Consider the following 24,963-nt stretch of genomic DNA (forward strand, 5'->3'; position numbering starts at 1 on the left):
CCCGCGGGCCGGGGCGGCTAGAGTCCTCCTGTCCGGAAACGGGCACCGGAAGGCCGCGGAAACCCCGACGGCGTCGGACAGGTCACCGTCCGCCGGGGTCCCGTCCACCACCCTCAGTCCGACTTCCCGGCACGTCGCCGCGTACCGCAGCCGCGGCGTGCTCCTCGGCCATGCCCTTGGCACGGATCGGTTCACCGACGCGTCTCGCCGCCAAGCACCAGCGCCCTCCTGCCCGCACCCGCCGGCCAGCCCCACCGTCCTCAGGAGGCTTCATGTCCCGCCCCGCGTCCCCCGCGGCGTCTCCCCCCACGTCCGTGACCGGCCCGCGAGCCTACCGCCTGCCGGAGGAGCGGTGACGCCCTTCGCGCGGCGCCCGCCGCGCCCGATCCCCGTGTCGGAGAGCGAAGTCCTGCTGTTCGGCGGCGCCTTGCGGCACGACAAGGCCTTCGTCAACCATGAACGGCCGCTGCTGCGGCTGTCGTTCTGGTCGATGGCCCGTCAGCTTCCGGCCATGGTCGCCACCGTCACCCGGGCCGCCTGGCGCGAGGACCGCCCGGCGCTGCTCGTGCTCGTCGGCGCCGAGCTGGGCCAGGGGCTCACGCGCGCCTTCGGGCTGGTCGCCGCCAACCGCGCGCTGACCGCCCTCTTCACCGCCGGGCCCACTACCGAGCGGCTGCGCGAGGCCCTGCCCGCGCTGCTGGCGGTCACCTCGGTCGCCGCCGCCGCCGCGCTGCTCTCGGCGGTCTCCGTGGCGGCCGCCGGGCAGCTGGAGCCGAAGGTGGAGCGGGTGTGCACCGCGCGCTTCTACCGCGGCGCGGTCCGCGTGGAGCTCGCGGTCCTGGAGGACAAGGACTTCCACCGCCTGCTCGACGCGGGCCGGTTCGGCACCGACTCGGTCCGGTTGATGATCGGCTCGTCCGTCACCGTCGTCAACGCCGTCGTGGGGCTGGCGGCCTCCGCCGGGGTGCTCGCCCTGCTGCACCCGTCCCTGGTGCCCATGCTGCTGCTCGTGGCCGCCCCCAAGGGCTGGGGCGCGGTCGTCACCGCCCGCCGGCAGTACGCCTCCCGGCACGCCTGGATCGAGCACCGGCGCGCCATCTCCGTCATCACCTCCACGCTCACCGGCCTCGACACCGCCGCCGAGATCCGGGTGCACGGCGCGGGCCGCATGCTCGTCGGCGCCTACGACGACATGGCCGCCACGGTGGAGAAGGAGCAGCAGCGCCTGGCCCGCGCCGAGGCGGTCACGCGCACCGCCGCGTCCGCGCTCTCGGGGACGGCCGCGCTCGTCGTCTACGGGGCGCTGTGGCTGCTGCTCGCCTCGGGCGGCATGCCGCTGGCCGTCGCCGGCACCGCGGTGATCGCCGTGCGGGCCGCCGGCGCGAGCCTCACCGCGCTGGTGACCCAGGTCAACCGGCTCTACGAGGAGGCCATGTACCTCAGCGACCTGGAGCGCGCCTGCGTGGAGGCGGAGCGGCACGCGATCCCCGAGGGCGGCACGCCGATGGCGCCCGGGGTGAAGGAGATCCGGCTGGAGAAGGTCACCTTCGTCTATCCCGGGGCTCCGGCGCCCGCGCTCAGCGAGGTCAGCCTGACCGTCCCGCCGGGCAAGGTCGTCGCGCTGGTCGGTGCGAACGGCTCCGGCAAGACCACCCTGTCCAAGCTCGTCGCCGGGCTGTACCTGCCGACCTCCGGGCAGCTGTACTGGAACGGGGTCGAGATCCGTGACGCCGACCGCGACCTGCTCTTCGACCAGGTCGCCGTGTTGTCCCAGGACTTCCCCCGCTGGCCCATGACCGCCCGCGCCAACATCCACATCGGCCGGCCGGGGACGCCGCCGGACCAGGACCGGATCGAGCGGGCGGCCGCCGAGTCCGGCGCCACCGGCGTCGTCGACTCGCTGCCGCACCAGTGGGACAGCCTCGTGGTCAAGGGATTCGAGCGCGGCACCCAGATCTCCGGCGGCCAGTGGCAGCGCCTGGGCAGCGCCCGCGCGCGCTACCGCCGCGCGCCCCTGCTGATCGTCGACGAGCCGACATCGGCCCTCGACCCCAAGGCGGAGGCGGAGGCGTTCCAGTCGCTGCGGTCGCTGACCGACGGCGGCACGACCGTCCTGCTGATCACCCACCGGCTCGCCGCGACCGCGACCGCCGACCTCATCTACGTCCTCGACAACGGCCGGGTGGTGGGGGAGGGGACGCACGAGGAGCTGATGGCCGTCGACGGCGGCCTGTACCGGTCGATGTACGAGCTCCAGGCCGCCCAGTACGGATTCGGTGCGCCCCAGGCCGCCTCCGCCGGCCAGGCTCCGGCCTCCGCCCGGACCGAGGCTTCCGCATCCGCTCCCGCGTCCACTCCCGCTCCCGCGTCCACTCCCGCTCCCGCTTCCGCCCATGCCTCCGCCCACGCCGCCTCCGACCCCGCCCCGCGCAAGAGTTCGCCGCATGCACAGCCCGCCCAGACCTGAGGACAGGGCGGTGTCCGCTCCGCCTGCTCCGCACGCGCCCCCGCCGGACCCGTTGAGTCCGCTGGCGAGCACCTTGCGCGATGTCCTGGGGTGCCTGGGTGTGATCACGGCCGCGGTTCTCATCTCCATCCTGTGTGTCCATCTCGGCCAGGCCTTTCCGGGACTGGCCGCCAAGTGAGTAGAGGAACGCCGTAACCGCCCCCGGGGTTACGGGCCGGAGCCGTATCGAATTCCAGGACGGCTTGCGGGGCTGCCGATTTCTGTGTGGATCACGCCGCCTCCTGTGTTTAGCGGGAGGCGGCTGCCGGGAAAAACGGGGTGAATTCACGGTTCCGGGTAAGTGCCGGATGCGGCCCATTTCACTGTATTGAGCAAGTGTCTACAGGCGTCCGGGGGTTGTGGCTTCCCGCCCACCCCGGTCACCTGGGCCTCCGTTCGGACGGGAAAACCGGGGAACGGTTGTCCGACGAGGAGTCTGGCGGACTCGGGTGGCGCCTCCTACCATTCGAACGCTCCCCGTCCCCAGGGGTCGTTCGGACGCGGGGCGTGGCATGTCCATGCCCTAGTGATCCGCGCTCTCACCCATTCCGGTCCGGCGTCCTCCGGGTCCCGGCCCGAAATGCAGCCGCTCATTCGAGGACAACCGATTGGAGAGCCATGCCCGGCGCCCTTATCGCAGGAGCCGCGCTCGCGGCACTGTTCGCCTCGCCGATATCCACGTACGACGCCTCGGTCATCGTCAACCCGCCACCGGACAAGATCGTGATCGAGATCGCCACGGTCAACGGCTCTGGCTGCCCCGCGGGGACGGCCGCGGTGGCCGTCTCGCCCGACAACACGGCCTTCACGGTCACCTACAGCGACTACCTCGCCCAGGTCGGCGTGGGGTCCAAGCCGACCGACTTCCGCAAGAACTGCCAGCTCAACCTGATCGTGCACGTACCGCAGGGCTTCACCTACGCCATCGCCAGCGCGGACTACCGCGGCTACGCGAAGCTGGAGCCCGGGGCGACCGGCACCCAGAAGGCCTCGTACTACTTCCAGGGGTCCTCCACGACCACGCCGAGCTCCCACGTCTTCCGCGGCGCCTACGCGGACAACTGGCAGGCCACCGACCGCGTCGACGTGGCCGCACTGGTCTGGGCCCCCTGCGGCGAGAAGCGCAACTTCAACATCAACACCGAGCTGCGGGTCAACGCGGGCTCCTCCGACCCGTCCAAGACCAACAGCTTCATGACCATGGACTCCACCGACGGTGACATCAACACCATCTACCACCTGGCCTGGAAGGAGTGCCCGAGGAAGTAGCGGCCCGTCCGCCACGAGGGTGCAGGGGCCGGCGGGGCCGCGGAACGACGCGGGCCCGCCGGCCGGTCCGTACCCCTCGCCGGTCCACCGGGCCACAGCGTGAATTTATGCCGTACGCACCCGCCCCCACCTGCGGTGATCGCGCTCCGCAGGGAACCCGTGACCAACGGGGTATAGACCTGTGGCGAAAAGCAGGCGACTGTGGGGGGAACCACACAGCGAAGTCCCACGGCCCGCACAGCTTCCCAGGACCGTTACGGCGCCACGGACGAGCTCCCGTCCAGCGCCCTTCGCGCTCACCGGATTGCACTTGAGCCACATGTTTGCAACCAGTCGCGACACCGCGAGTCCCTTGCATTCGGCTGACGCCGTCATCAGCGCCACCGACCCGGCCGCCCTCCGGGCACCCTCCCCGCGGAAGCTCCCCGGTCCCTGGGGCCACCAGATCCCCCTGTGCATGCACAGCCCGCTCTCCCGGCGGCAGCCCCACCTGCTCGCGTCACCCCACGCCACGCACGCCGTCTCCCTTCCGGCGACGGAGCGCTCGGCCGCGGCCGCGCGCCGGTTCTGCCGGCAGCTGCTGTCCGAGTGGGGCCTGGAGGAGCTGGCCGGCGACACCTCCCTGCTGCTCTCGGAGCTCGTCACCAACGCCGTCCTGCACGTCCCGGAGACGCGCGAGGGCATCCGGCTCGTGCTGAGCCGGGGCCAGCGCCACCTCGTCGCCCAGGTCACCGACGCCGGCGGGCACCTGCCGCGCTGCAACGAGGCCGGGCCCGACAGCGAGAACGGGCGCGGGATATGGCTCGTCGAGCAGATCGCCGCCCAGTGGGGCCACCACGCCTCCGGCAACGGCAAGACCGTCTGGTTCACCCTCCGCCTCCCCTAGCGCCCCCGGCCCGGGAGGCGGCTCCCGTACCGCCCCCGTACCGCCACTGGTCCGGACCTGTGAACCCGCAGCCGGCGCGCCCCGCCCCCGCGGGCTGCGCACCCACCGGTTTCGGAGAGACCATGGAAGTCGTTGCGGCAACACGGCGGCGCAAGGACGGGTGAGCCGGTCCGGCCGGCACGGGGCCGCCGCACCACCCCCGGCGGGCGGAAGGAGGTCCTCGATGGGCGCGACCGATGCGTTCCGGGCCCGGCCCGTCCAGCCCGCCGGCCGTCCCTCCCTCGTCCCCGGGGGCCTGCTGGACGTCCTGGGCGTGGCAGCCGGAGTGCTGGACCGCGAGGGCCGGATCGTGCTGTGGAGCCCGCAGGCCGAGCAGCTCTTCGGCTGGAGCGCGGCCGAGGCCCTCGGGCAGTACGCGGCCCGGCTGCTGGTCGCCGAGGACGACGTCGGCGCGGTGCTGGAGCTGTTCGCGGAGGTCATGCGCGAGGGGGAGACGTTCGCCGTGGTCTTCCCCGCGCGGCACAAGGACGGCGGCACCCGGCTGGTCGAGTTCCGCAATGTGCGCCTGGAGGACCGGCACGGCGACTTCTTCGCCCTCGGCATCGCCACGGACCGGGAGGTCCTGCGCGGGGTCGAGCGGGACCTCGCCCTGTCCCTGCGGCTCGTCGAGCAGTCCCCGATCGGCCTCGCCGTCTTCGACACCGGGCTGCGGTACGTCCTGGTCAACCCCGCCCTGGAGCGGATCCAGGGCCTGCCCGCCGCCGCGTGCGTGGGCCGCACCGTCCGCGAGGCCCTGCCCCACGCGGACGCCGGCGCGATCGAGGGCGCCATGCGCCGGGTCCTGGCGACCGGCACCCCGCTGCTGGACGAGCTCAGGGTCGGCCGGGCCGGCGGGTCCGCCACCGACGAGGAGGCCCAGCTCGTCTCCTGCTACCGGCTGGAGGACCCGGGCGGCAGCGTCCTGGGCGTCGCCACCTCCGCCGTGGACGTCACCGACCGCCACCGGGCCAACAAGGAGGACCGCCGCCGCACCGCCCTGATCGCCGACGCCTCCGTGCTGATCGGCACCACGCTCGAACTGGAGCAGACCGCGCGCGAGCTCGCCGACGTCGTGGTGCCCGGGCTGGCCGACGTGGCCGCCGTGGACATCCTCGACACCGTCGTCGACGGCGACCGCACCGCCGTCCCGGACGGGCGACCCGCCGTCTTCCGGGCACTGGCCGTCGCCGCGGCGGGCGGGGCGGCGTCCTCGGCCGCCGCGGACGCCGTACGGGCGGCCGACCCGCCCGGGCAGATCGCCAAGTACGACCCCGACCGGCTGGTCGCGCGCTGCGTGCGCACCGGCCACCCCGTCAGGGTGGCGCACGTGCGCGCCGAGGACCTGCCGGGCATCGCCCGCGACGACGAGGCGGCCCGGCTGCTCGCCCGCGCCGGCCTGCACTCCTACATGGCGGTGCCGCTCATCGCCCGCGGCGAGGTGCTCGGCGCCCTCGACCTCAAGCGCCTGACCGACCCGCGCCCCTTCGACGAGGCCGACGCCGCCCTCGCCGCCGAACTCGCCGCCCGCGCCGCCGTCTCCATCGACAACGCCCGCTGGTACCAGCGCGAGCGCGCCACCGCCCTCACGCTGCAGCGCTCCCTGCTGCCCCAGCGGCCCCCGGACCCCGCGGGCCTGGAGATCGCCTACCGCTACCAGCCCGCCGGCACCGCCAGCAGGGTCGGCGGCGACTGGTTCGACGTCGTCCCGCAGGACGGGGACAAGAGCGCCCTGGTCGTCGGCGACGTGATGGGCAGCGGCATCAACGCCGCGGCCGCCATGGGCCAGCTGCGCACCGCCGCCCGCACCCTCGCCCAGCTCGGCCTCGACCCCGCCCGGGTGCTGCGCCACCTCGACCACACCGCCAGTGGTCTGGACCAGATGATCGCCACGTGTCTGTACACCGTGTACGACCCGCAGGGCGGCACCTGCTGCGTGGCCAACGCCGGCCACCTCCCGCCCGTCGTCCTGCGCCCCGGCCGCCCCCCGGCCCTCGTCGACCTCCCCGCCGGCGCCCCGCTGGGCGTCGGCGGCATCCCCTTCGAGAACACGGCCGTCGACCTCAAGCCCGGCGACCGCCTCGTCCTCTACACCGACGGCCTGGTGGAGACCCGCGACGAGTCCATCGACACCCGCCTCGAAGCCCTCCTGACCGTCCTGGCCGACGCCCCCGAAGGCCTGGAGGAGACCTGCGACCTCCTCCTGACGTCCCTGCGCTCAGGCGACGACCAGGACGACGTGGCCCTCCTCATCGCCCGCGCCGCCCCGGCGGACCCCGGCGCAGCGGGTTGAGGTCCGGGGCGGCCGGCGGGCGCCGTTCAGGGCCTTGCCGAGGCCTGCCGACGCGGTCAGCGCAGCTGGACGCGGTAGAGGGTGCGGCGGTTCTCGATGGTGAGGCGGACCTCGCCCTTGGCTCCCGCGTACGCTCCCGTGCCGCCGACCACGGCCGCGTCGGCGCGGTGCGGGCCGCGGCCGAAGCGGTTCTCCATGGATTCCAGGACCAGGGTTCCGTCGTTGCCGCGCAGCACGTAGCGGCACTGGGCCACCACGCCCTCGTAGCGCAGGAGCACCACCGTGCAGACGGCGCTGCCGTCGCCGGCGGGCTCGCCGGACGGGCCCTGCAGGTCGGCGTAGACGGACCAGGTGTCGCCCTCCTTGGGGTGCTCGGGCGGGCTGCCGGTGCGGTGGACGGCGGTCCACGCGAGGGCCTTCTCCCCGGCGGCCGCGGCGGGCTGGGGGGACGGCAGGGCGACGGCGACGGCAGTGGCCGCCACGGCGGCAACGGCGGCCACGGCGGCGGCTTGGCGGCGCATCAGGCGCATCGGGCACCTCCGGCTCGTACGGACGGGTCGGGCACCCACGTACCCGATCCTGGTGCGTTCACCCCACCCCGTGCATGGCGCCCGCACAATTCCCGTCACGAAGGCTTCACCCTTCGCATGTTCGGATTCAGGTGAACCATCCCTATTCAGGGGGCAGTTCGTCCAGGGTCGGGTACGAGGGCTGGGCGCCTGGCCGGGTCACGGCCGCCGCGCCGACGCGCACCGCGAAGCGGGCCGCCTCGGGCAGCGGCGCCCCGGCCGCCAGCCGGGCCGCGAGCGCGCCGGTGAAGGCGTCGCCCGCGCCCGTGGTGTCCACGGCCTCGGCCTTGACGCCGGGCACCGCCACCGCTTCCGCGGCCCCCGCCTCCAGCACCAGGGCCCCCTCGGCGCCGAGGGTGACCACGACCGAACGGGCGCCCTGGTCGCGCAGGGAGCGGGCCCACGCCTCCGGCGTGCCGTCCACGAGCTGCGTCAGGTGCCGGGCCTCGTGCTCGTTGACGACCAGCGGGTCGGCCGCCGTGAGGAGTTCGGGGTCCAGCCGGTCCGGGGCGGGCGAGGGGTTGACCACGACCCGCGTGCCGGCTTCGCGCGCGGTCTCGGCGGCGGCCCGGACGGTGGCCGGGGGGATCTCCAGCTGGAGCGAGACGACCGCCGACGCGGCGATCACCTCCCGGGCGGCCTCGACCTCCTCGGGGAGGAGGTGCGCGTTCGCGCCCGGCGAGACGACGATGCTGTTGTCGCCGTCCGGCCCGACGACGATCATCGCCGTGCCCGTCCGGGCGCCCTCCTCGACCAGGACGTGCCGCAGCTCCGTGCCGGCTTCGCGCTGCCCCGCCAGCAGCAGCTCGCCGAACGCGTCGTCACCGACCTTGGCCAGGAGGGCCGTCCGCGCGCCGAGGCGGGCCGCGGCGGCGGCCTGGTTGGCGCCCTTGCCGCCCGCCGACTCGACCAGATCCGCGCCCAGGACCGTCTCGCCCGCCCCGGGCCGGCGGTCCACCCGCACCGTCAGGTCCGCGTTGGCCGACCCCACGACCAGTACGTCGTACATCCGCTCGATCCGTTCGCTCTGTGTGTCACCCATCGAAGTGTCACCCATCGAATTCCGCCGCGTTCTTCCTGTCGACCAGCACCACCGGCACCTTGACCCGTGCCGGCAGCTTCTCACCCTTCGAGGCCCTCACCGCCCAGTCCACGGCCTGCCGCCCCAGCAGTTTCGGCTGCTGGGCGACGGTCGCGGTCAGCGTGCCCGCGCGCACGGCGGCGATCCCGTCCGGGGTGCCGTCGAACGCGACGATCTTCACGCCCTTGCCCGCCGCGGAGCCCAGCGCCTTGGCGGCGCCGAGGGCCATCTCGTCGTTCGCGGCGAAGACCCCGGTGACGTCCCGGTGCGCCTGGAGCATGTTCGCCATGACGTCCATGCCCTTGGTGCGGTCGAAGTCGGCGGGCTGGCGGGCCACGACCTCGATGCCGGGGTAGGCCCTGATGCCCTCCTCGAACCCCTTGCCGCGCTCGCGCGCCGCCGACGTCCCCGGCTGACCCTCCAGGAAGGCCACCTTCCCCTTGCCGCCGAGGGATTCGGCGAGCGTCCGCGCCGCCAGCCGTCCGCCCGCGACGTTGTCGGAGGCGATCGTCGAGCCGACCCGGCCGCCGTTCACCCCGCGGTCGATGGAGATCACCGGCACCTTCGCGCGGTTGGCCACGCCCACCGCCGGGACGGCCGCGTCGGAGTCCACGGGGTTGATGACGGCGGCCTTGACGTTCTGGCTGGTGAACGTCTCCATCTGGTTGATCTGCTGGGTGGGGTCGTTCTGCGCGTCCGTGATGTTGATCTTCAGCCCGCGGGCCTTCGCCTCCGCCTGTGCGCCCTCCTTGATGCCGACGAAGAACGGGTTGTTCATCGTGGACAGGGCGAGCCCGAGGTCGGTGCCGCCGCCGCGGTCGCAGCCGGACAGGGCCAGGGCCGCCGTGAGCGCCGCAGCCGCGGCCGCGGCCGCCGTCGCCGCGCGCCTCCGCCCCCTCACCGGGCGCTCCGGCGGCGCAGCGTGTCGAGCAGCACGGCCAGGGCGATGACGAGGCCGGTGGCGACCTGCTGCCAGAAAGCCGAGACGCTCAGCAGGTTGAGGCCGTTGCGCAGGACCGCGAGGATCAGCGCGCCGATGAGGGTGCCGGAGGCCTTGCCGGAGCCGCCGGACAGACTCGCCCCGCCGATCACGACGGCGGCGATGGCGTCCAGTTCGTAGCCGACGGCCGCCTGCGGCTGCGCGGAGGTCAGCCGGGCGGCCAGGACGATGCCGGCCACGGCGGCGAACAGCCCGGAGAGCGCGTAGATGACGAGTTTGCGGCGCTTGACGTCGATGCCCGACAGCCGGGCCGCCTCCTCGTTGCCGCCGATCGCGAACATCGCGCGCCCGGTGTACGTACGGGCCAGGACCAGCGCCGCGAGCGCCCCCATGGCGATCGTCACGAGGACCGGCACGGGCAGCCGGCCGCCGAGGGTGTCGCCGAGCCGGCCGACGGACGAGGGGAGGGCGATGGGGGAGCCGCCGGAGATCACCAGGGCCAGGCCGCGGCCGACCGAGAGCATCGCCAGGGTGGCGATGAAGGCGGGCAGCCTCCCGTACGCGACGAGGGCTCCGGAGACGAGGCCCGCGCCCGCGCCCACCGCGAGGCCGAGCAGCACGGCGACCCACACCGGCAGGCCCTTCTCGGTGGCCGCCCAGGCGACGACGGTCGCGGAGAGCGCGGCCACCGAGCCGACGGACAGGTCGATGCCGGCCGACACGATCACGAACATCACGCCGAAGGCGAGGATCGCCGTCACGGACGCCTGCACGCCCACGTTGAGGAGGTTCTGCCCGTTGAGGAAGTCCCGGGACAGCACCGCCATCACCACGACCAGGGCGACCAGACCGCCCAGCGGGCCGTTGCGGAGCACCGCTCTGGTGAACCACTGCCCCGTACTGCTCCCGGGCGCCCGCAGCACCTCAGCCGACATCGGAGCCCTCCATCGCGCTCGCTTCGTACGTGTCTGCGGTGTCCACCGGCCGGACGGCCAGTTCCACCACCGCGTCCTGCGTGGCCCGTTCGCCCGACAGCTCGCCGGCGATCCGGCCCTGGGCCATGACCAGCACCCGGTCGCTCATGCCGAGCACCTCGGGCAGGTCGCTGGAGATCATCAGCACCGCGCAGCCCGCCGCCGTCAGCTCGTTGACGAGCCGGTAGATCTCGACCTTCGCGCCGACGTCGACGCCGCGCGTCGGCTCGTCGAGGATCAGCAGCCGGGCGCCCGCCAGCAGCCACTTGCCGATGACGATCTTCTGCTGGTTGCCGCCGGAGAGGGTGCGCGCGCTCTGCTCCAGGCCGCTCATGCGCACCTTCAGCCGCTCGGCGACCTCGGCCGCCCGCCGGCGCTGGCCGCCCCGGTCGACGAACCCGCCCCGGGTGTCCTGCGCCAGCCGGGCCAGGGTGAGGTTGTCGCCCAGCGAGGCGTCCAGCAGCAGGCCCTGGCCCTTGCGGTCCTCGGGGACGAGGCCGACCCCGGCCCGCATCGCCGCCCGCACGTCGCCGCGCGCCAGTTCCCGGCCGTCGACCTCGACGGTCCCGGTGTCGTAGCGGTCGACGCCGAACAGCGCCCGCGCCACCTCCGTCCGGCCCGCGCCGACCAGGCCCGCGAGACCCACGACCTCCCCGGCCCGGACGTCGAAGCCGATGTCGCGGAAGGCGGGCGTGCGGGTCAGCCCGCGCACGCGCAGGAGCGGGGCCCCGGGCTCCGCGGGCCGCTCGCGCGGGTACTGCTCGGCGATGTCGCGGCCGACCATCAGCCGGATCAGCTCGTTCTCGTCCGTCGCGGCGGGCACTTCGGCCACCGAACGGCCGTCGCGCAGCACCGTGACCCGGTCCCCGAGCGCGGCGATCTCGTCCAGGTGGTGGGTGATGAAGACGACGCCCACGCCGCTGTCGCGCAGCTCGCGCACGATGGCGAAGAGCGTGCCCACTTCCTCGGAGGTGAGCACGGCCGTCGGCTCGTCCACGATCAGGACGCGGGCGTCCAGGCTCAGGGCCTTGGCGATCTCGACCATCTGGAGCCGGGCGATGCCGAGCCCGGCGACCGGCGCGGCGGGGGAGACGTCCAGCCGGACGCGGCGCAGCAGCTCCGCCGCCCGGGCCCGCATGGTGCGCTTGTCGATCAGCCCCAGCGCGGTGCGCGGCTGGCGGCCCAGGAAGATGTTCTCGGCGACGGTCAGCCCGGGGACGAGGTTGAACTCCTGGTGGATCGTGGCGATGCCGAGCCGTTCCGCGTCCTGCGCGGAGCGGACCGCGACCTCGCGGCCGCCCACCAGGATGCGGCCCCCGTCGGGCCGGTGGACGCCGGAGAGCAGCTTGATGAGCGTGCTCTTGCCGGCGCCGTTCTCGCCGAGGAGGACGTGCACCTCTCCCGCGCGGAGGCTCAGGTCGACCCCGTCCAGGGCGCGGACGCCCGGGAACGACTTGGTGACGCCTTCGACCCGCAGCAGTTCGCGGCCGCCCGGTACGTCGTCGTCGACGCCGGTCATGCGCTGCCCCTCTCCTGTCCTGCCTGTCCTGCCTGTCCTGATGCCGGTCGGCCCGATCTCGGTCGGCCCGGTGTCAGCCGGTCGGCGGTTCGCCGCACGAGCGGCGCCGCACCAGGTGCGCGGGGAGCAGCACCGACGGCGCCTCGCGCCCCTCGATCCGCGCCAGCAGCGTGTGCACGGCGGCCCGGCCCAGCTCGCGCGTCGGCTGGGCGACGGCGGTCAGCGGCGGGTCGAGGTGGGCGAACCACGCCACGTCGTCGAAGGCGACCAGCGCCACGTCGGAGGGGACGCGCAGCCCCCGTGCCCGCACTTCGTCCAGGGCGCCGAGCGCCATCAGGTTGTCGGTGGCCAGCACGGCGTCCGGCGGCTCGGCGAGGTCCAGCAGCCGGCGCATCACCTGCCTGCCGCCCTCCGGCCGCAGGTCGGGCGACGCGCCGATGCGCTCGGCCGGCAGGGGGACGCCGTGCGCGGCGAGGGCCGTGCGGAACGACTCCAGGCGCTCGTCCCCGACGGGCGTGCCGGCGGGCGCGACGATGACGGCCGGCCGGCGCCGCCCCAGCGCCGCCAGGTGCGCGGCCAGCTCCGTCAGCGCGGCCCGCCCCTCCGCCCGTACGCACGGGGCGGCGACGCCCGGGACCTCGCGGTCGAGGAGCACGAGCGGGGTGCCGGCGGCGACGGCCTCGCCGAGCATGGCCGAGCCGGTGCCGGCCGAGCTGACCAGCAGGCCGTCGATGCGCCGGTCGAGGAGGGTGCGGATGTGGTCGTCCTGCTGCTCCGGGCTCTCGCCGGCGTTCCCGATGATCAGGCTGTACCCCAGCCGCCGGGCCTCCTGCTCGACGGCGTCGGCCAGTTCGGTGAAGAAGGGGTTGCGCAGGTCGCTGATGACCAGCCCGAGCGTACGGGTCCGGGCGGTGCGCAGGGCGCGGGCGACGACGTCGGGCCGGTAGCCCAGCTCGGCCACGGCGGCCAGCACGCGCTCGCGGGTCTCGGCCACGGGCGAGCGGCCGTTGAGGACGCGGGAGACGGTGGCGACGGAGACGCCGGCCCGCTCGGCGACGTCCTTGATGTTCGCCATGGCGCTGCGCCTCCCGGTCCCCGGCGTGTAATCGATTTCGTGCCGCCGTCGTGCCGGTCAGGTAATCGATTACACGCCCGGGGCGTCAAGGTTCCGCCGGGGTGACGCACATCACACGGGCGCACGTCACGGGGGCGCACGTCACGCGGGCGCATGTCACCCGTGCGCATGTCACGCGGTGCGGCGCGTCACCCCGGCCAGCTCCAGTCCGCCACCTCCGGCATGTCCACCCCGTGCTCCCGGATCCACGCGTGGTGGCGGGTGCGGGCGTCCGCCATGGCCTGGCGCACGGACGCCGCGCGGACGCCGAGGCCGGGGACGCGGTCGACGACGTCCATGACGAGGCGGTAGCGGTCGAGGTCGTTGCGGACGACCATGTCGAACGGGGTGGTCGTGGTGCCCGCCTCCTTGTAGCCGCGCACGTGCAGGTTGGCGTGGCCTGCGCGGCGGTAGGCGAGGCGGTGGATCAGCCACGGGTAGCCGTGGTAGGCGAAGACGACGGGCCGGTCCGTGGTGAACAGCGCGTCGAACTCCGCGTCGGTCATCCCGTGCGGGTGCTCCTCCCGGGGCAGCAGCCGCGTCATGTCGACCACGTTGACGACCCGCACGGCGAGCTGGGGCAGCTCGTGGCGGAGCAGGTCGGCCGCCGCCAGCACCTCCTGGGTGGGGACGTCGCCGGCGCAGGCCAGGACGACGTCCGGCGGCCGGTCGCCGTTCTCCGTGCCCGCCCATTCCCAGATCCCCGCGCCGCGGGCGCAGTGCGCGCGCGCCTCGTCCAGGCCGAGCCAGTCGAAGCAGGGCTGCTTGCCCGCCACGACGACGTTGACGTAGTCGCGGCTGCGCAGCACGTGATCGGCCACCGACAGCAGGGTGTTGGCGTCCGGCGGGAGGTAGACCCGCACCACCTCGGGGCTCTTGTTGAGGACGTGGTCGACGAAGCCGGGGTCCTGATGGGAGAAGCCGTTGTGGTCCTGGCGCCACACGTGCGACGTCAGAAGGTAGTTGAGGGAGGGGACGGGGCGGCGCCAGGGCAGCGTGCGCGCGGTCCTGAGCCACTTGATGTGCTGGTTGACCATCGAGTCGACGATGTGGACGAACGCCTCGTAGCAGGAGAACAGGCCGTGCCGGCCGGTGAGGGTGTAGCCCTCCAGCCAGCCCTGGCAGAGGTGTTCGGAGAGCACTTCCATGACGCGGCCGTCGTGGGCGAGGTGCTCGTCGACGGGCAGCTCCGCGGCCTGCCACGCCTTGCCGGTGGCCGCGTAGAGGGCGTCGAGCCGGTTGGAGGTGGTCTCGTCCGGCCCGACCACGCGGAAGTTCCGGCTGCCGGCCGTGTCGGCCATGATCTGGGCGAGCAGGCCGCCGAGGACCCGGGTCGGCTCGTGCAGCGTGGCGCCGGGCTTGTCGACGGGCACCGCGTAGTGCTCCAGCGGGGGCAGCGGCAGGGAGCGGGTGAGCAGGCCGCCGTTGGCGTGCGGGCTCGCGCCGAGCCGCCGCTTCCCCTCCGGTACGTGGGCGAGGACCTGGGGGCGCGGCCGCCCCTCCTCGTCGAAGAGCTCCTCCGGCCGGTACGAGCGCAGCCAGCGCTCCAGCTGCCGCAGGTGGTCGGGGTTGTCGCGCACCCCGGCCAGCGGCACCTGGTGGGAGCGCCAGGTGCCCTCGACGGGCAGGCCGTCGACCTCGTCCGGGCCGGTCCAGCCCTTGGGCGTGCGCAGCACGATCACCGGCCAGTGCGGCCGGTCGGTCACGCCCTCCTCGCGGGCGGCGCGCTGGGCGAGGGCGATGTGGTCCAGGGCCCGGTCCATCGCGTGGGCGAGGGCGCGGTGCACCTCGGCCGGGTCGTCCCCGGTGACGTGGATCGGCTCGTGGCCGTAGCCGCGCAGCAGCCGGTCCAGCTCGCCCTCGGGCAGCCGGGACAGCACCGCCGGGTTGTCGATCTTGTAGCCGTTGAGGTGGAGGATCGGCAGGACCGCGCCGTCGTGCACCGGGTCGAGGAACTTGTTCGCGTGCCAGGACGTGGCCAGCGGCCCCGTCTCCGCCTCGCCGTCGCCGATCACGCACGCCACGAGCAGGCCGGGGTTGTCGAGGGCGGCGCCGTAGGCGTGGGCGAGCGAGTAGCCCAGCTCGCCGCCCTCGTGCAGGGAGCCGGGCGTCTCGGGGGCGACGTGGCTGGGCACCCCGCCGGGGAAGGAGAACTGCCGGAACAGCCGCTCCATGCCGTCGGCGTCGCGGCCGACGTCCGGGTAGACCTCGCTGTAGCTGCCCTCCAGCCAGGAGTTCGCGAGGACGGCCGGCCCGCCGTGCCCCGGCCCCCAGACGCAGACGGCGTCCAGCCCCCGCGCCTTGATCACGCGGTTGAGGTGGGTGTGGACGAGGTTGAGGCCGGGGGAGGTGCCCCAGTGGCCGAGCAGGCGGGGCTTGATGTGCTCGGGCTCCAGGGGAACGGTCAGCAGCGGGTTGCTCAGCAGGTAGATCTGGCCGGCGGCCAGGTAGTTCGCGGCGCGCCAGTGCGCGTCGAGCGCCGCCAGCTCCTCCTCGGCGGGGCCGTCCGGTCGCGGTCCGGCGGTGCGGTCGGCGTGCTCGGGCATGTACGGCCTCCTCGGGACGCGTGCCGGGTACCCGCGACCGGGCACGGGAAACGCTTCCAGCACCCCGGCCTCTCCGCGTAGGGGCTGTCCGGCCAGCTTTGCGGTCCGTCCGGCCTGCATCGCGGCCCCGTCCGGCTCCTGCCGCCCCGCCCGCACCCGGCGCACCGTCACCCTGTGTGCCGCCCCCGGCGCTCCGAGTCGCGGGAACGGGTGCGCCGGGTGATTCTTGGAGGACGTGGCCTGCCCCCAGGCCACCGCCCCGCGGCACGGCCGGGGCGATCCGCCGAGCAGTTTGCAGGTGCCCCGCGGGGGCAGCCGCAACTACCGGAAGGTGCTTCCGGCCGGCAGGCACTCCTTTTGCTCAGGAGCGAGGAGGACCGTGACCATGGCCCAGACGATGCGCCGGCGCAACCGGGACGCCCCCGACACCGCCGACTCCTTCGCCCGCATGGCGGAACTGCCGGCCGGCGCGGAGCGCGAACGGCTGCGGCAGGACGTCATCGCCGCCTGGCTGCCCATGGCGGAGCGCATCAGCCTGCGCTTCCGCAGCAGCGGCGAGAGCCCCGCGGACCTGCGCCAGGTCGCGGCGCTGGGGCTGGTCAACGCCGTGGACCGGTACGACCCCCGGCTCGGCCACGCCTTCGAGACCTTCGCCGTGCCCACGATCGTCGGCGAGCTCAAGCGGCACATCCGCGACCACGCGTGGTCGCTGCACATCCCGCGCCGCGACCAGGAGCTGCGCACGGCCGTGCGCTCCGCCCAGGCGGCCCTCGGCCAGCGCGGCGCCCGGAGCCGGCCGAGCCCGGCCGAGCTGGCCGCGGAGTGCGGCCTGTCCGAGGACGAGGTGCGCCGGGGCCTGGCCGCCGAGGGCGTGCACAACACGCTGTCGCTGGACCACCCGGTCCTGGGCGCCGACGACCTCCCGCTCGCCGACACCCTCGGCGGCCTGGACCGGGCGCTGGACCTCGTCGTCGACCGCCAGTCCCTCAAACCGCTGCTGAGGGCGCTTCCCGAGCGCGAGAAGTACGTCCTGTACTGGCGCTTCTTCGGCAACCTCACCCAGAAGCAGATCGGAGCGCGCCTCGGCGTCTCCCAGATGCAGATATCCCGCATCCTCAGCCGGACCTGCGCCCGGCTGCGCGACGAGCTCGGTCCCGCGGGGACCCCGCAGCGCACCCCGGCCCCGGGCTGACCCCTCGCTCCCCTCCGGCCCACCCCACCCCTCCCTCCTTCTTCTCCCCACTCCTTCCCAGGACCTCCGACAAGGCAGGCACCAGCGATGACCTCAGGGCATACGCACTTGACCCCGGACCTCCCGCCCGTCGTGGAGATACCCGACCTGCCCGGCGCGCAGCGCCCGGGCCGCCCGGCGGCGGAGGACGGCCGGGACGACGGGGACGACGGGGGCGGCCGCGAGGACGCCGGACGTGACCGTGGCGCCCACCATGCGGAACATGATGGGCGCCACGAAAGCGCAGGTCAGAATCCCGGCGGCTGACTGTGACCCCGCCTGCGCCTACCGCGCAGGTGGGTCCGGTGGTCCCACCTGGGCGCGGGGTTCCCTAGTCGGCGTTGATGCAGGTGTTGCCGAAGGTCGGGTTCAGGAGAGCGACGATGTCGATCGTGTTGCCGCACAGGTTGATCGGGATCTGGATCGGGACCTGAATGACGTTCCCGGAGATGACGCCGGGCGAGCCCACGGCCGCACCGTTCGCTCCGGCACCGGCGAAGGCGACCCCGGTGGCACTGCCGACGGCGACCCCGGCGGCAGCGGTCAGGACGGCGGCCTTGGCGATACGCGACATGGCTAAACCTTTCTCATGGGTGGTGAGCGGCAATTGTGTCCGGTGTAACTGTGGGGATTGGTCCGATGTGGTCACTGAAAGGCGTAAATAACCCGGAAGACCCAATAAGTGGTATGTGATGCATGCGCCGCGAGGGGCGGGTGCGTACCCTGTGCCACAACGCTCGCGCCTGCGGGTTTGGCGGTGCCGCCGCCGTCTACGTACAGTTCCCTGGAAGCTTCATTCGAACAGACGAACTGGGACACAACAGCGGCGATGACGGTCACCGAGGTCACTGAAGGCAGCCGCGCAGGCGCAGGCACGGACGCAGAGGGCGAGTACGGGCCCGGCATCGACCCCGAGCGCATGGCGGTCTGCCTGAGCGTGCTCGAGGAGCTCGACGAACTGCCCGTCGACCACCCCGACGCCATCACCGTCCGCCGCGCCACGGCCGGCATCTACCGCACGGTCAAGCAGCGCCGCCGCCAGGAGCGCCGGGCCGCCAAGACCGCCCACGACAAGTCGGTCACCGAGGCCACGGCCACCGGCGCAGCCGACCGGATCGACGACGAGACCCGCGGCATCCCGCTCGCCGCCACCGCCACCACCCAGATCGTCGGCATCCTCGAGCGCCCCCGCTCCTGCTACATCTGCAAGGGCCGCTACACCGAGGTCGACGCGTTCTACCACCAGCTCTGCCAGCCCTGCGCGGCGGAGAACCGCGCCCGCCGCGACGCCCGCACCGACCTGACCGGCCGGCGGGCCCTGCTCACCGGCGGCCGCGCCAAGATCGGCATGTACATCGCGCTGCGGCTGCTCCGCGACGGCGCGCACACCACGATCACCACGCGCTTCCCCAACGACGCCATCCGCCGCTTCAAGGCGATGGAGGACAGCGCGGACTGGCTGCACCGGCTCAAGGTCGTCGGCATCGACCTGCGCGACCCGGCGCAGGTCGTCGCCCTCGCCGACTCCGTCAGCGCCGAGGGCCCGCTCGACATCCTGATCAACAACGCGGCCCAGACCGTCCGCCGCTCCCCGGCCGCCTACCGCGAGCTCATCAGCGCCGAGGCGGCCCCGCTGCCCGCCGGCGAGCTGCCCGCCTCGGAGGTCTTCGGGGCCTTCGGCAGCGGCGCCCAGCCGGCGCTGCCCGCCCCCGCCGGCAGCAAGCACGACGAGCTCACCCCGCAGGCCCTCACCGAGCTCGCGCTCACCAGCGGCTCCGCGTCCCTCGCCCGCGTCGAGGCCGGCACCGCGATCGACGCCGGCGGGCTCGTCCCCGACCTGGACGCCACCAACACCTGGATCCAGGCCGTCGGCGAGGTCGACCCCGTCGAGCTGCTCGAAGTGCAGCTGTGCAACGTCACCGCGCCGTTCGTCCTGGTCAACCGGCTGCGGCCGGCGATGGCCGCGTCGCCCGCGCGCCGCAAGTACGTGGTGAACGTCTCCGCCATGGAGGGCGTCTTCAGCCGCGGCTACAAGGGCGCGGGGCACCCGCACACCAACATGGCCAAGGCCGCGCTGAACATGCTCACGCGCACCAGCGCCGAGGAGATGTTCCAGACCGACAACATCCTCATGACCAGCGTCGACACGGGCTGGATCACGGACGAGCGGCCCCACCCGGACAAGGTCCGGCTCGCCGAGGCCGGCTTCCACGCCCCCCTCGACCTGGTCGACGGCGCCGCGCGCGTCTACGACCCGGTCGTCCGGGGCGAGCAGGGCGAGGACCTCTACGGCTGCTTCCTCAAGGACTACAGCCCGGCCGGCTGGTAGCCGGCGTGGACGTCCACGTCCTGCGGGTGTTCACCGGCCGCCCGGATAGGGCGGCCGGGGCGGCCGGGGGTAACCCCCTCGGAGTCGTCACCGACGGGCCGGCCGTTCCGGACCCGGCGGAACGGCAGCGACTGGCCGCGGAACTGGGCTTCAGCGAAACGGTGTTCGTCGACGACGCCGAGCGCGGCGTCGTCGACATCCGCACCCCGAGCGGGCGCCTGGCCTTCGCCGGGCACCCGCTGGTGGGCGTGGCGTGGCTGCTGCGGCAGCACGGGTACGCGGCCGACGTGCTGCGGCCGCCGGCCGGTGAAGTGCCCTCCTGGACGGCGGACGGCATCACGTGGATCCGCGCCCGCGCGTCCTGGGCCACGGGCCGCCTCCTCCAGCAGTACGCCATGCCCGCCGACGTCGACGCCCTCCCGTCACCACCGCCCGGCGAGGGCTGGCTCTACGCCTGGTCCTGGCAGGACGAACCGGCGGGCCGCGTCCGCGCCCGCGGCTTCCCGCGCCGGGGCGACGGCATCACGGAGGACGAGGCGACGGGAACGGCGGCCCTGTCCCTGACGGCCGCGCTGGAACGATCCCTGACGATCAGTCAAGGCCGGGCGTCACTGATCCGCACCCGCTACGAGGGGGAGGACACGGCGTCTTTGGGAGGCGGGGTCGCCTCCGGCGGGGTCCGCGTCGTCAACGCCTGAGGGTTCGGCGGGCGCCGAGGGGGCGCGCCGCCACCGTGACGGCGGGGGCTTCTGGCGCCGCCGGTATCCAGAGGGCGGGCCGCGCCACCCTTTTCCGCCGCGATGGTGATCAGCCCGCACGTGGCGTTTCGGCGGTGCCGAGCCGGCGTGCAGGTTGGCGGTTCTCCGGGCGTCGCCTGGCCGCGGCCTGTGCGTCGCCGGGCCCGGGCCGGGGCCCGGATGTTCGTTCTTCTTCGCTGGTCAGTAGAGTTCCCGTGCCCCCGCCCGTAGCGAATGCCGAGGTGTCAGCCCGTGAGCCCCGCCCCCGTCGCCGTCACCGTCGTAGGCATCGGCGCCGACGGCTGGCCCGGTCTCGCCCCGGTCTCGCGGGAGGCGCTGCGCGGGGCCGAGGTGGTCATCGGCGGTCCGCGTCAGCTGGACCTGCTGCCCGGTGAGTGCGCCGCCGAGCGCGTCGCCTGGCCGTCGCCGCTGCGTCCCGCCGTGCCGGGCCTGCTGGCCGCGCACGCCGGGCGCCGGGTGTGCGTGCTCGCCAGCGGCGACCCCATGTTCTTCGGCATCGGCCGCACGCTCGCCGACATCGCCGGCCCGGCCGCCCTCCGCGTGCTCCCGCACCCGTCCTCCGTCTCGTACGCGTGCGCCCGGCTCGGCCTGCCGCTGGAGGAGGCGGAGGTCGTCAGCCTCGTCGGCCGCCCGCTCGCCGCGCTCACCGCGGCCCTGCACGACGGCCGTCACCTGCTTGTTCTCAGCGCGGGCGCGGACACCCCGGCCGAGGTCGCCGCGCACCTGCGTTCGCGCGGCTTCGGGCCGAGCCGGATGACGGTCCTGGAGCGGCTCGGCGCGCCCGCCGAGCGCCGTGCCGAGGGCACCGCCGACGACTGGCCGCACCCGCCGGGCGACGCCCTGAACGTCATCGCCGTCGCCTGCCGCCGCGCCCCCGGCGCCCCCCGCCTCCCGCTCACGCCCGGCTTGCCCGACGACGCCTTCGAGCACGACGGGCAGCTGACGAAACGTCACGTACGGGCGGCCACGCTCGCCGCCCTGGCCCCGGCCCCCGGCGAGCTCCTGTGGGACGTGGGCGGCGGCTCCGGCTCGATCGCGATCGAATGGATGCGGGCGCACCGCACGTGCAGGGCCGTCAGCGTGGAGCGCGACCCCGCGCGGGCGTCCCGCATCACCCGCAACGCCGAAGCGCTCGGCGTCCCGGCCCTCCGGGTGGTCACCGGCGCCGCGCCGGCCGCCCTCGCGGAACTGCCCGCCCCGGACGCTGTCTTCATCGGCGGTGGCCTGACGGCACCGGGCCTGCTGGCCGCCTGCTGGGAGGCGCTGCCCCCGGGCGGCCGTCTGGTGGCCAACACGGTCACCCTCGAATCCGAGGCGCTGCTCACCGAGTGGTACAGGCGTCACGGGGGCGAGCTGACCCGGCTGGCGGTGGCGCACGCCGTCCCCGTGGGAGGCTTCACGGGCTGGCGCCAGGCGATGCCGGTGACGCAGTGGTCGGCGGTCAAGCCCATCGACGCCGACCCCGACCCCGGCCCTGGCCCCGGCTCCGATCCGGACCCCGGCCCCCGCCCTGGCCCCGACTCCGATCCGGACCCCGGCCCGGACCCCGGCCCGGGCCCGGCCCCGGCCCCGCTCACCGCTCCCGAGGGGAACTTCCCGTCATGACCGTGTACTTCATCGGCGCCGGCCCCGGCGCAGCCGACCTCATCACGGTGCGCGGCGCCCGCACGCTCGCCCGCTGCGGCGTCTGCCTGTACGCGGGCAGCCTCGTCCCGCGCGAACTCCTCGCCGAGTGCCCGCCGGACGCCCGCCTCGTGGACACGGCCGGGCTGAACCTGGACCAGATCACCGAGGAGTTCGTCCGCGCCCACGAGGCGGGCCACGACGTGGCGCGCCTGCACTCGGGCGACCCGTCGGTGTTCAGCGCGGTCGCCGAGCAGATGCGCCGCCTCGACGCGGCGGGCATCCCGTACGAGATCGTGCCGGGCGTCCCCGCCTTCGCCGCGGCCGCCGCCGCGCTGGGCCGCGAGCTGACCGTGCCGACGGTGGGCCAGACCGTGATCCTCACGCGCATCTCGCAGCAGGCCACGCCCATGCCCCCCGGCGAGGACCTCGCGACCCTCGGCCGCAGCGGCGCGCTGCTCGTCCTGCACCTGGCCGCGCGCTACCCCGAGCGGATCGTCTCCGAGCTCCTCCCGCACTACGGCCCAGACTGCCCCGCAGCCGTCGTGGCCATGGCCAGCCGCCCGGACGAGCTGGTCCTGCGCGGCACGCTCGCCGACATCGCGGGGAAGGTGAAGGAGGCCGGCGTGGTCCGTACCGCGGTCATCCTCGTGGGCCGCACGCTGGCCGCGGAGCAGTTCCCCGACAGCTACCTCTACTCGGCGGGCCGGGAGCGGGATCAGGACCGGGGGGGCCGCTGCGCAAACTGAGGTCAGCCTATGCTTACCCCTAAATGATCATGTGGTCGTCAGTCCGGCCACGACATTTCCCAGGGGGGAAGCGCATGTCGCAGCACGTATCCAAGGTCCTGAGGGCCACGCTCGTCGCCCTCACGGCGACCGCGGTCGTCGGCACGGCGGTCGTCCCGGCCGTCGCCGCGACGGCGCCGGGCGCGGACAAGGCGCACGCCGCCACGCAGGAGGCCCTGAACGGCCTGGTCGCCGCCGACATGCCGGGCGTGGCCGCCGAGGCCCGTACGCCCAAGGGCACCTGGTCCGGCTCCGCGGGCTACGCGGACACCGCGACGAAGCGCAAGCGCACCGCCGCCGACCACTTCCGCGCGGGCAGCATCACCAAGTCCTTCGTCGCCACGGTCCTGCTGCAGCTGGAGGCCGAGGGGAAGCTGAGCATCGACGACTCCGTCGAGAAGTGGCTCCCCGGCGTGATCAAGGGCAACGGCTACGACGCCAACAAGATCACGATCCGTCAGCTCCTCAACCACACCAGCGGCGTGCACGACATGGTGTACACGCCCGAGTGGAACGAGCAGATGAACGGCCAGGGCTTCTTCGAGCACCGGTACGACATCAAGACGCCCGAGCAGATCGTCGCCATGGGCATCAAGTACGGCCCGGACTTCGAGCCCGGCAAGGGCTGGCGCTACTCCAACACCAACTTCGTCCTCGGCGGCATGATCATCGAGAAGGCGACGGGCAACGCCTACGCCCGCGAGGTCGAGCGGCGCATCGTCAAGCCGCTGGGCCTGAAGGAGACCACCTTCCCCGGCACCGACCCGAAGCTGCCCGCCCCGCACCCCGTCGGCTACTCCAAGCTCTACGTGCCGAACCCGGGCCCGGAGATCTACGACGCCACCGAGTACCGGCCGTCCTGGTCCGGCGCCACGGGCGAGGTCGTGAGCACCAGCGGCGACCTCAACCGCTTCTACAGCGCGCTGCTGCAGGGCAAGCTGCTGCCGAAGAAGCAGCTCGACGCGATGCTCACGACCGTCGAGACCGGCGAGCACTACACCTACGGGCTCGGCATCATCTCCCGCAAGCTGTCCTGCGGCGTGCAGGTGTACGGGCACGACGGCGTCGTCTGGGGCTCCCTCAGCGGGTCCGCGGGCACGCGCGACGGCAAGCACATGCTCACCTTCAACATCAACGGTGACTGGCTCAACGAGAGCCCGCCCTTCGAGAACATGTTTGAGGGCGAGTTCTGCGGCGCGCTCCCGAAGCCGGTGAAGGACAAGCCGGCGGCCGCGCCCTCCGCGCTCAACACGCTGCGCTAACCCCGCCCGTGAGGGCCGCGCGGGCCCGCGGGCTCCGCGCGGCCCACGATCGTGCCCGCGCGGTCGATGCAGATCACGTCGACCGCGACGGGCGCGCCGCGCAGCACCGCCAGGGCCTCCTCGCGGGCCGTGGCCGCGACCAGGTCGCCGAGCGGGACGCCCGCGGCCTCGCACAGCCGCAGGGCTTCCAGGCCCGTGTTGGCGGAGGCGACCGCGGCCGCCAGCTCCTCGCCCGCGCCGCCGTGCCGGGCCAGCTCCGCGAGGAACCCCTTGTCCACCTGCGAGCGGCCCGAGTGCAGGTCGAGGTGGCCCGCCGCCAGCTTCGACAGCTTGGCGAAACCGCCCGCGACGGTGAGCCGGTCCACCGGGTGCCGGCGGATGTACTTGAGCACCGCCCCCGCGAAGTCGCCCATGTCCAGCAGGGCGTCCTCCGGCAGGCCGTGCACGGCCACGGCGACCTTCTCCGACGTCGAACCCGTACAGCCCGCCACGTGGCGGCGGCCCGCCGCCCGGGCCACGTCCACCCCGCGCCGGATGCTGTCGATCCACGCCGAGCACGAGTACGGCACGACGATGCCCGTCGTGCCCAGGATCGAGATGCCGCCCAGGATGCCCAGGCGCGGGTTCCAGGTGGAGCGGGCGATCTCCGCGCCGTGATCGACCGACACCTCGACCTCGACGTCCCCCGTACCGCCGTACCGGGCCGCGACGCCGGCGACGTGGTCGCGGATCATCTGCCGCGGCACGGGGTTGATCGCGGGCTCGCCCACGTCCAGGGGCAGGCCGGGGCGGGTCACGGTGCCGACGCCCGGGCCGGCCCGGAACACGACGCCGGAACCCGGCGGGAGGATGCGCACCGTCGAACGGATCAGCGCGCCGTGCGTCACGTCCGGATCGTCGCCGGCGTCCTTGACGATGCCGGCCATGGCGGAACGGCCGCCTCGGCCTCCGCCTTCACCGTTGCCCTCGCCCTCGCCCTCGCCCTCGCCCTCGCCTTCGCCCTCGCCGTCGCGGAGGTCCTCCGCGGCCAGCGCGAATGCGGGCGTCTGCCCCTTGGGCAGCGTGATCGTCACGGGGTCGGGGAACTCGCCCGTGAGGAGAGCCGTGTACGCGGCCGTGGTCGCGGCGGTCGCGCAGGCGCCCGTCGTCCAGCCGTGGCGCAGCCCGGTGTGCTGCAGCTGCGCGGTGCGCCCGCCGGTGACCTTGCCCGGTGCGTCGGTGGTGGCGTCGGTCATGGAG

Annotated in this window: 18 protein-coding genes and 1 pseudogene; 10 read left to right on the top strand and 9 right to left on the bottom strand. The window is 74.1% G+C overall.

Annotated elements, in window-relative coordinates; all coding sequences use genetic code 11:
- The first annotated feature begins 352 nt into the window (after window positions 1–352).
- From NQU55_RS07115 to NQU55_RS07130, 4 genes are all read left to right on the top strand, one after another.
- Window positions 353–2,467 (top strand): ABC transporter ATP-binding protein, encoded by a 2,115-nt coding sequence (locus NQU55_RS07115; protein WP_256790062.1) that lies wholly within the window; start codon window positions 353–355, stop codon window positions 2,465–2,467.
- Window positions 2,468–3,124: 657 nt separating this feature from the next.
- Window positions 3,125–3,775: a DUF4360 domain-containing protein gene (locus tag NQU55_RS07120; protein WP_168095038.1), complete on the top strand. Its 651-nt coding sequence runs from the start codon at window positions 3,125–3,127 to the stop codon at window positions 3,773–3,775.
- Window positions 3,776–4,127: 352 nt separating this feature from the next.
- Window positions 4,128–4,661, top strand: coding sequence for an ATP-binding protein (locus tag NQU55_RS07125; RefSeq protein ID WP_240976787.1), 534 nt, complete (start codon window positions 4,128–4,130; stop codon window positions 4,659–4,661).
- A 223-nt stretch (window positions 4,662–4,884) separates the two neighbouring features.
- On the top strand, window positions 4,885–6,990 hold the full coding sequence (locus NQU55_RS07130; RefSeq protein ID WP_168095039.1) for a SpoIIE family protein phosphatase: 2,106 nt from the start codon (window positions 4,885–4,887) through the stop codon (window positions 6,988–6,990).
- Window positions 6,991–7,046: 56 nt separating this feature from the next.
- On the opposite strand, the gene NQU55_RS07135 is transcribed toward NQU55_RS07130, so the two are convergent.
- The 6 genes and pseudogenes from NQU55_RS07135 to NQU55_RS07160 all read right to left on the bottom strand — a co-directional run bounded on the left by NQU55_RS07135 (window position 7,047) and on the right by NQU55_RS07160 (window position 15,733).
- The gene (locus tag NQU55_RS07135; RefSeq protein ID WP_256790064.1) at window positions 7,047–7,520 is read right to left on the bottom strand and encodes a hypothetical protein; all 474 of its coding nucleotides are present in this window, start codon (window positions 7,518–7,520) and stop codon (window positions 7,047–7,049) included.
- Between the two features lie 142 nt (window positions 7,521–7,662).
- A complete protein-coding gene (gene rbsK / locus NQU55_RS07140; protein WP_256790122.1) occupies window positions 7,663–8,568 on the bottom strand; it encodes a ribokinase in 906 nt (301 codons plus the stop codon).
- 40 nt (window positions 8,569–8,608) lie between these two features.
- Window positions 8,609–10,515 (bottom strand): annotated as a pseudogene (locus NQU55_RS07145) (ABC transporter permease/substrate-binding protein).
- Complete coding sequence (locus tag NQU55_RS07150; protein WP_168092877.1) at window positions 10,505–12,073, bottom strand: sugar ABC transporter ATP-binding protein; 1,569 nt, start codon at window positions 12,071–12,073, stop codon at window positions 10,505–10,507. The pseudogene NQU55_RS07145 and the gene NQU55_RS07150 overlap by 11 nt, the downstream one beginning before the upstream one ends.
- A 73-nt stretch (window positions 12,074–12,146) precedes the next feature.
- Entirely contained in the window at window positions 12,147–13,148 is a 1,002-nt protein-coding gene (locus NQU55_RS07155) for a LacI family DNA-binding transcriptional regulator (protein ID WP_168092878.1), read from the bottom strand.
- A 188-nt stretch (window positions 13,149–13,336) separates the two neighbouring features.
- Window positions 13,337–15,733 (bottom strand): phosphoketolase family protein, encoded by a 2,397-nt coding sequence (locus NQU55_RS07160; protein ID WP_168092879.1) that lies wholly within the window; start codon window positions 15,731–15,733, stop codon window positions 13,337–13,339.
- Window positions 15,734–16,118: 385 nt separating this feature from the next.
- Between NQU55_RS07160 and NQU55_RS07165 the strand changes: the two genes are divergently transcribed.
- Entirely contained in the window at window positions 16,119–16,925 is an 807-nt protein-coding gene (locus tag NQU55_RS07165) for a SigB/SigF/SigG family RNA polymerase sigma factor (protein ID WP_168092880.1), read from the top strand.
- 93 nt (window positions 16,926–17,018) lie between these two features.
- Here the strand turns inward: NQU55_RS07165 and NQU55_RS07170 are convergent, their stop codons facing one another.
- A complete protein-coding gene (locus NQU55_RS07170; RefSeq protein ID WP_168092881.1) occupies window positions 17,019–17,180 on the bottom strand; it encodes a hypothetical protein in 162 nt (53 codons plus the stop codon).
- A 115-nt stretch (window positions 17,181–17,295) separates the two neighbouring features.
- Window positions 17,296–17,538 carry a chaplin gene (locus tag NQU55_RS07175; RefSeq protein ID WP_168092882.1) on the bottom strand — a complete coding sequence of 81 codons (243 nt, stop codon included), beginning with the start codon at window positions 17,536–17,538 and terminating at the stop codon, window positions 17,296–17,298.
- 255 nt (window positions 17,539–17,793) lie between these two features.
- Between NQU55_RS07175 and NQU55_RS07180 the strand changes: the two genes are divergently transcribed.
- The 5 genes from NQU55_RS07180 (at window position 17,794) to NQU55_RS07200 (ending at window position 23,724) form a co-directional block, all read left to right on the top strand.
- Entirely contained in the window at window positions 17,794–19,293 is a 1,500-nt protein-coding gene (locus tag NQU55_RS07180) for an SDR family NAD(P)-dependent oxidoreductase (protein WP_168092883.1), read from the top strand.
- 5 nt (window positions 19,294–19,298) lie between these two features.
- Window positions 19,299–19,991, top strand: coding sequence for a PhzF family phenazine biosynthesis protein (locus tag NQU55_RS07185; protein WP_256790067.1), 693 nt, complete (start codon window positions 19,299–19,301; stop codon window positions 19,989–19,991).
- 273 nt (window positions 19,992–20,264) lie between these two features.
- On the top strand, window positions 20,265–21,656 hold the full coding sequence (gene cbiE / locus NQU55_RS07190) for a precorrin-6y C5,15-methyltransferase (decarboxylating) subunit CbiE (protein ID WP_168092884.1): 1,392 nt from the start codon (window positions 20,265–20,267) through the stop codon (window positions 21,654–21,656).
- Entirely contained in the window at window positions 21,653–22,423 is a 771-nt protein-coding gene (gene cobM / locus NQU55_RS07195) for a precorrin-4 C(11)-methyltransferase (RefSeq protein WP_168092885.1), read from the top strand. The genes cbiE and cobM overlap by 4 nt, the downstream gene beginning before the upstream one ends.
- A gap of 74 nt (window positions 22,424–22,497) precedes the next feature.
- On the top strand, window positions 22,498–23,724 hold the full coding sequence (locus tag NQU55_RS07200; RefSeq protein WP_168092886.1) for a serine hydrolase domain-containing protein: 1,227 nt from the start codon (window positions 22,498–22,500) through the stop codon (window positions 23,722–23,724).
- Here NQU55_RS07200 and NQU55_RS07205 read toward each other — a convergent pair.
- Entirely contained in the window at window positions 23,721–24,959 is a 1,239-nt protein-coding gene (locus NQU55_RS07205; protein ID WP_168092887.1) for a cobalt-precorrin-5B (C(1))-methyltransferase, read from the bottom strand. The genes NQU55_RS07200 and NQU55_RS07205 overlap by 4 nt on opposite strands.
- Between the last annotated feature and the right edge of the window lie 4 nt (window positions 24,960–24,963).

The sequence above is a fragment of the Streptomyces telluris genome, from assembly GCF_024519335.1.
GTDB lineage: Bacteria > Actinomycetota > Actinomycetes > Streptomycetales > Streptomycetaceae > Streptomyces > Streptomyces telluris.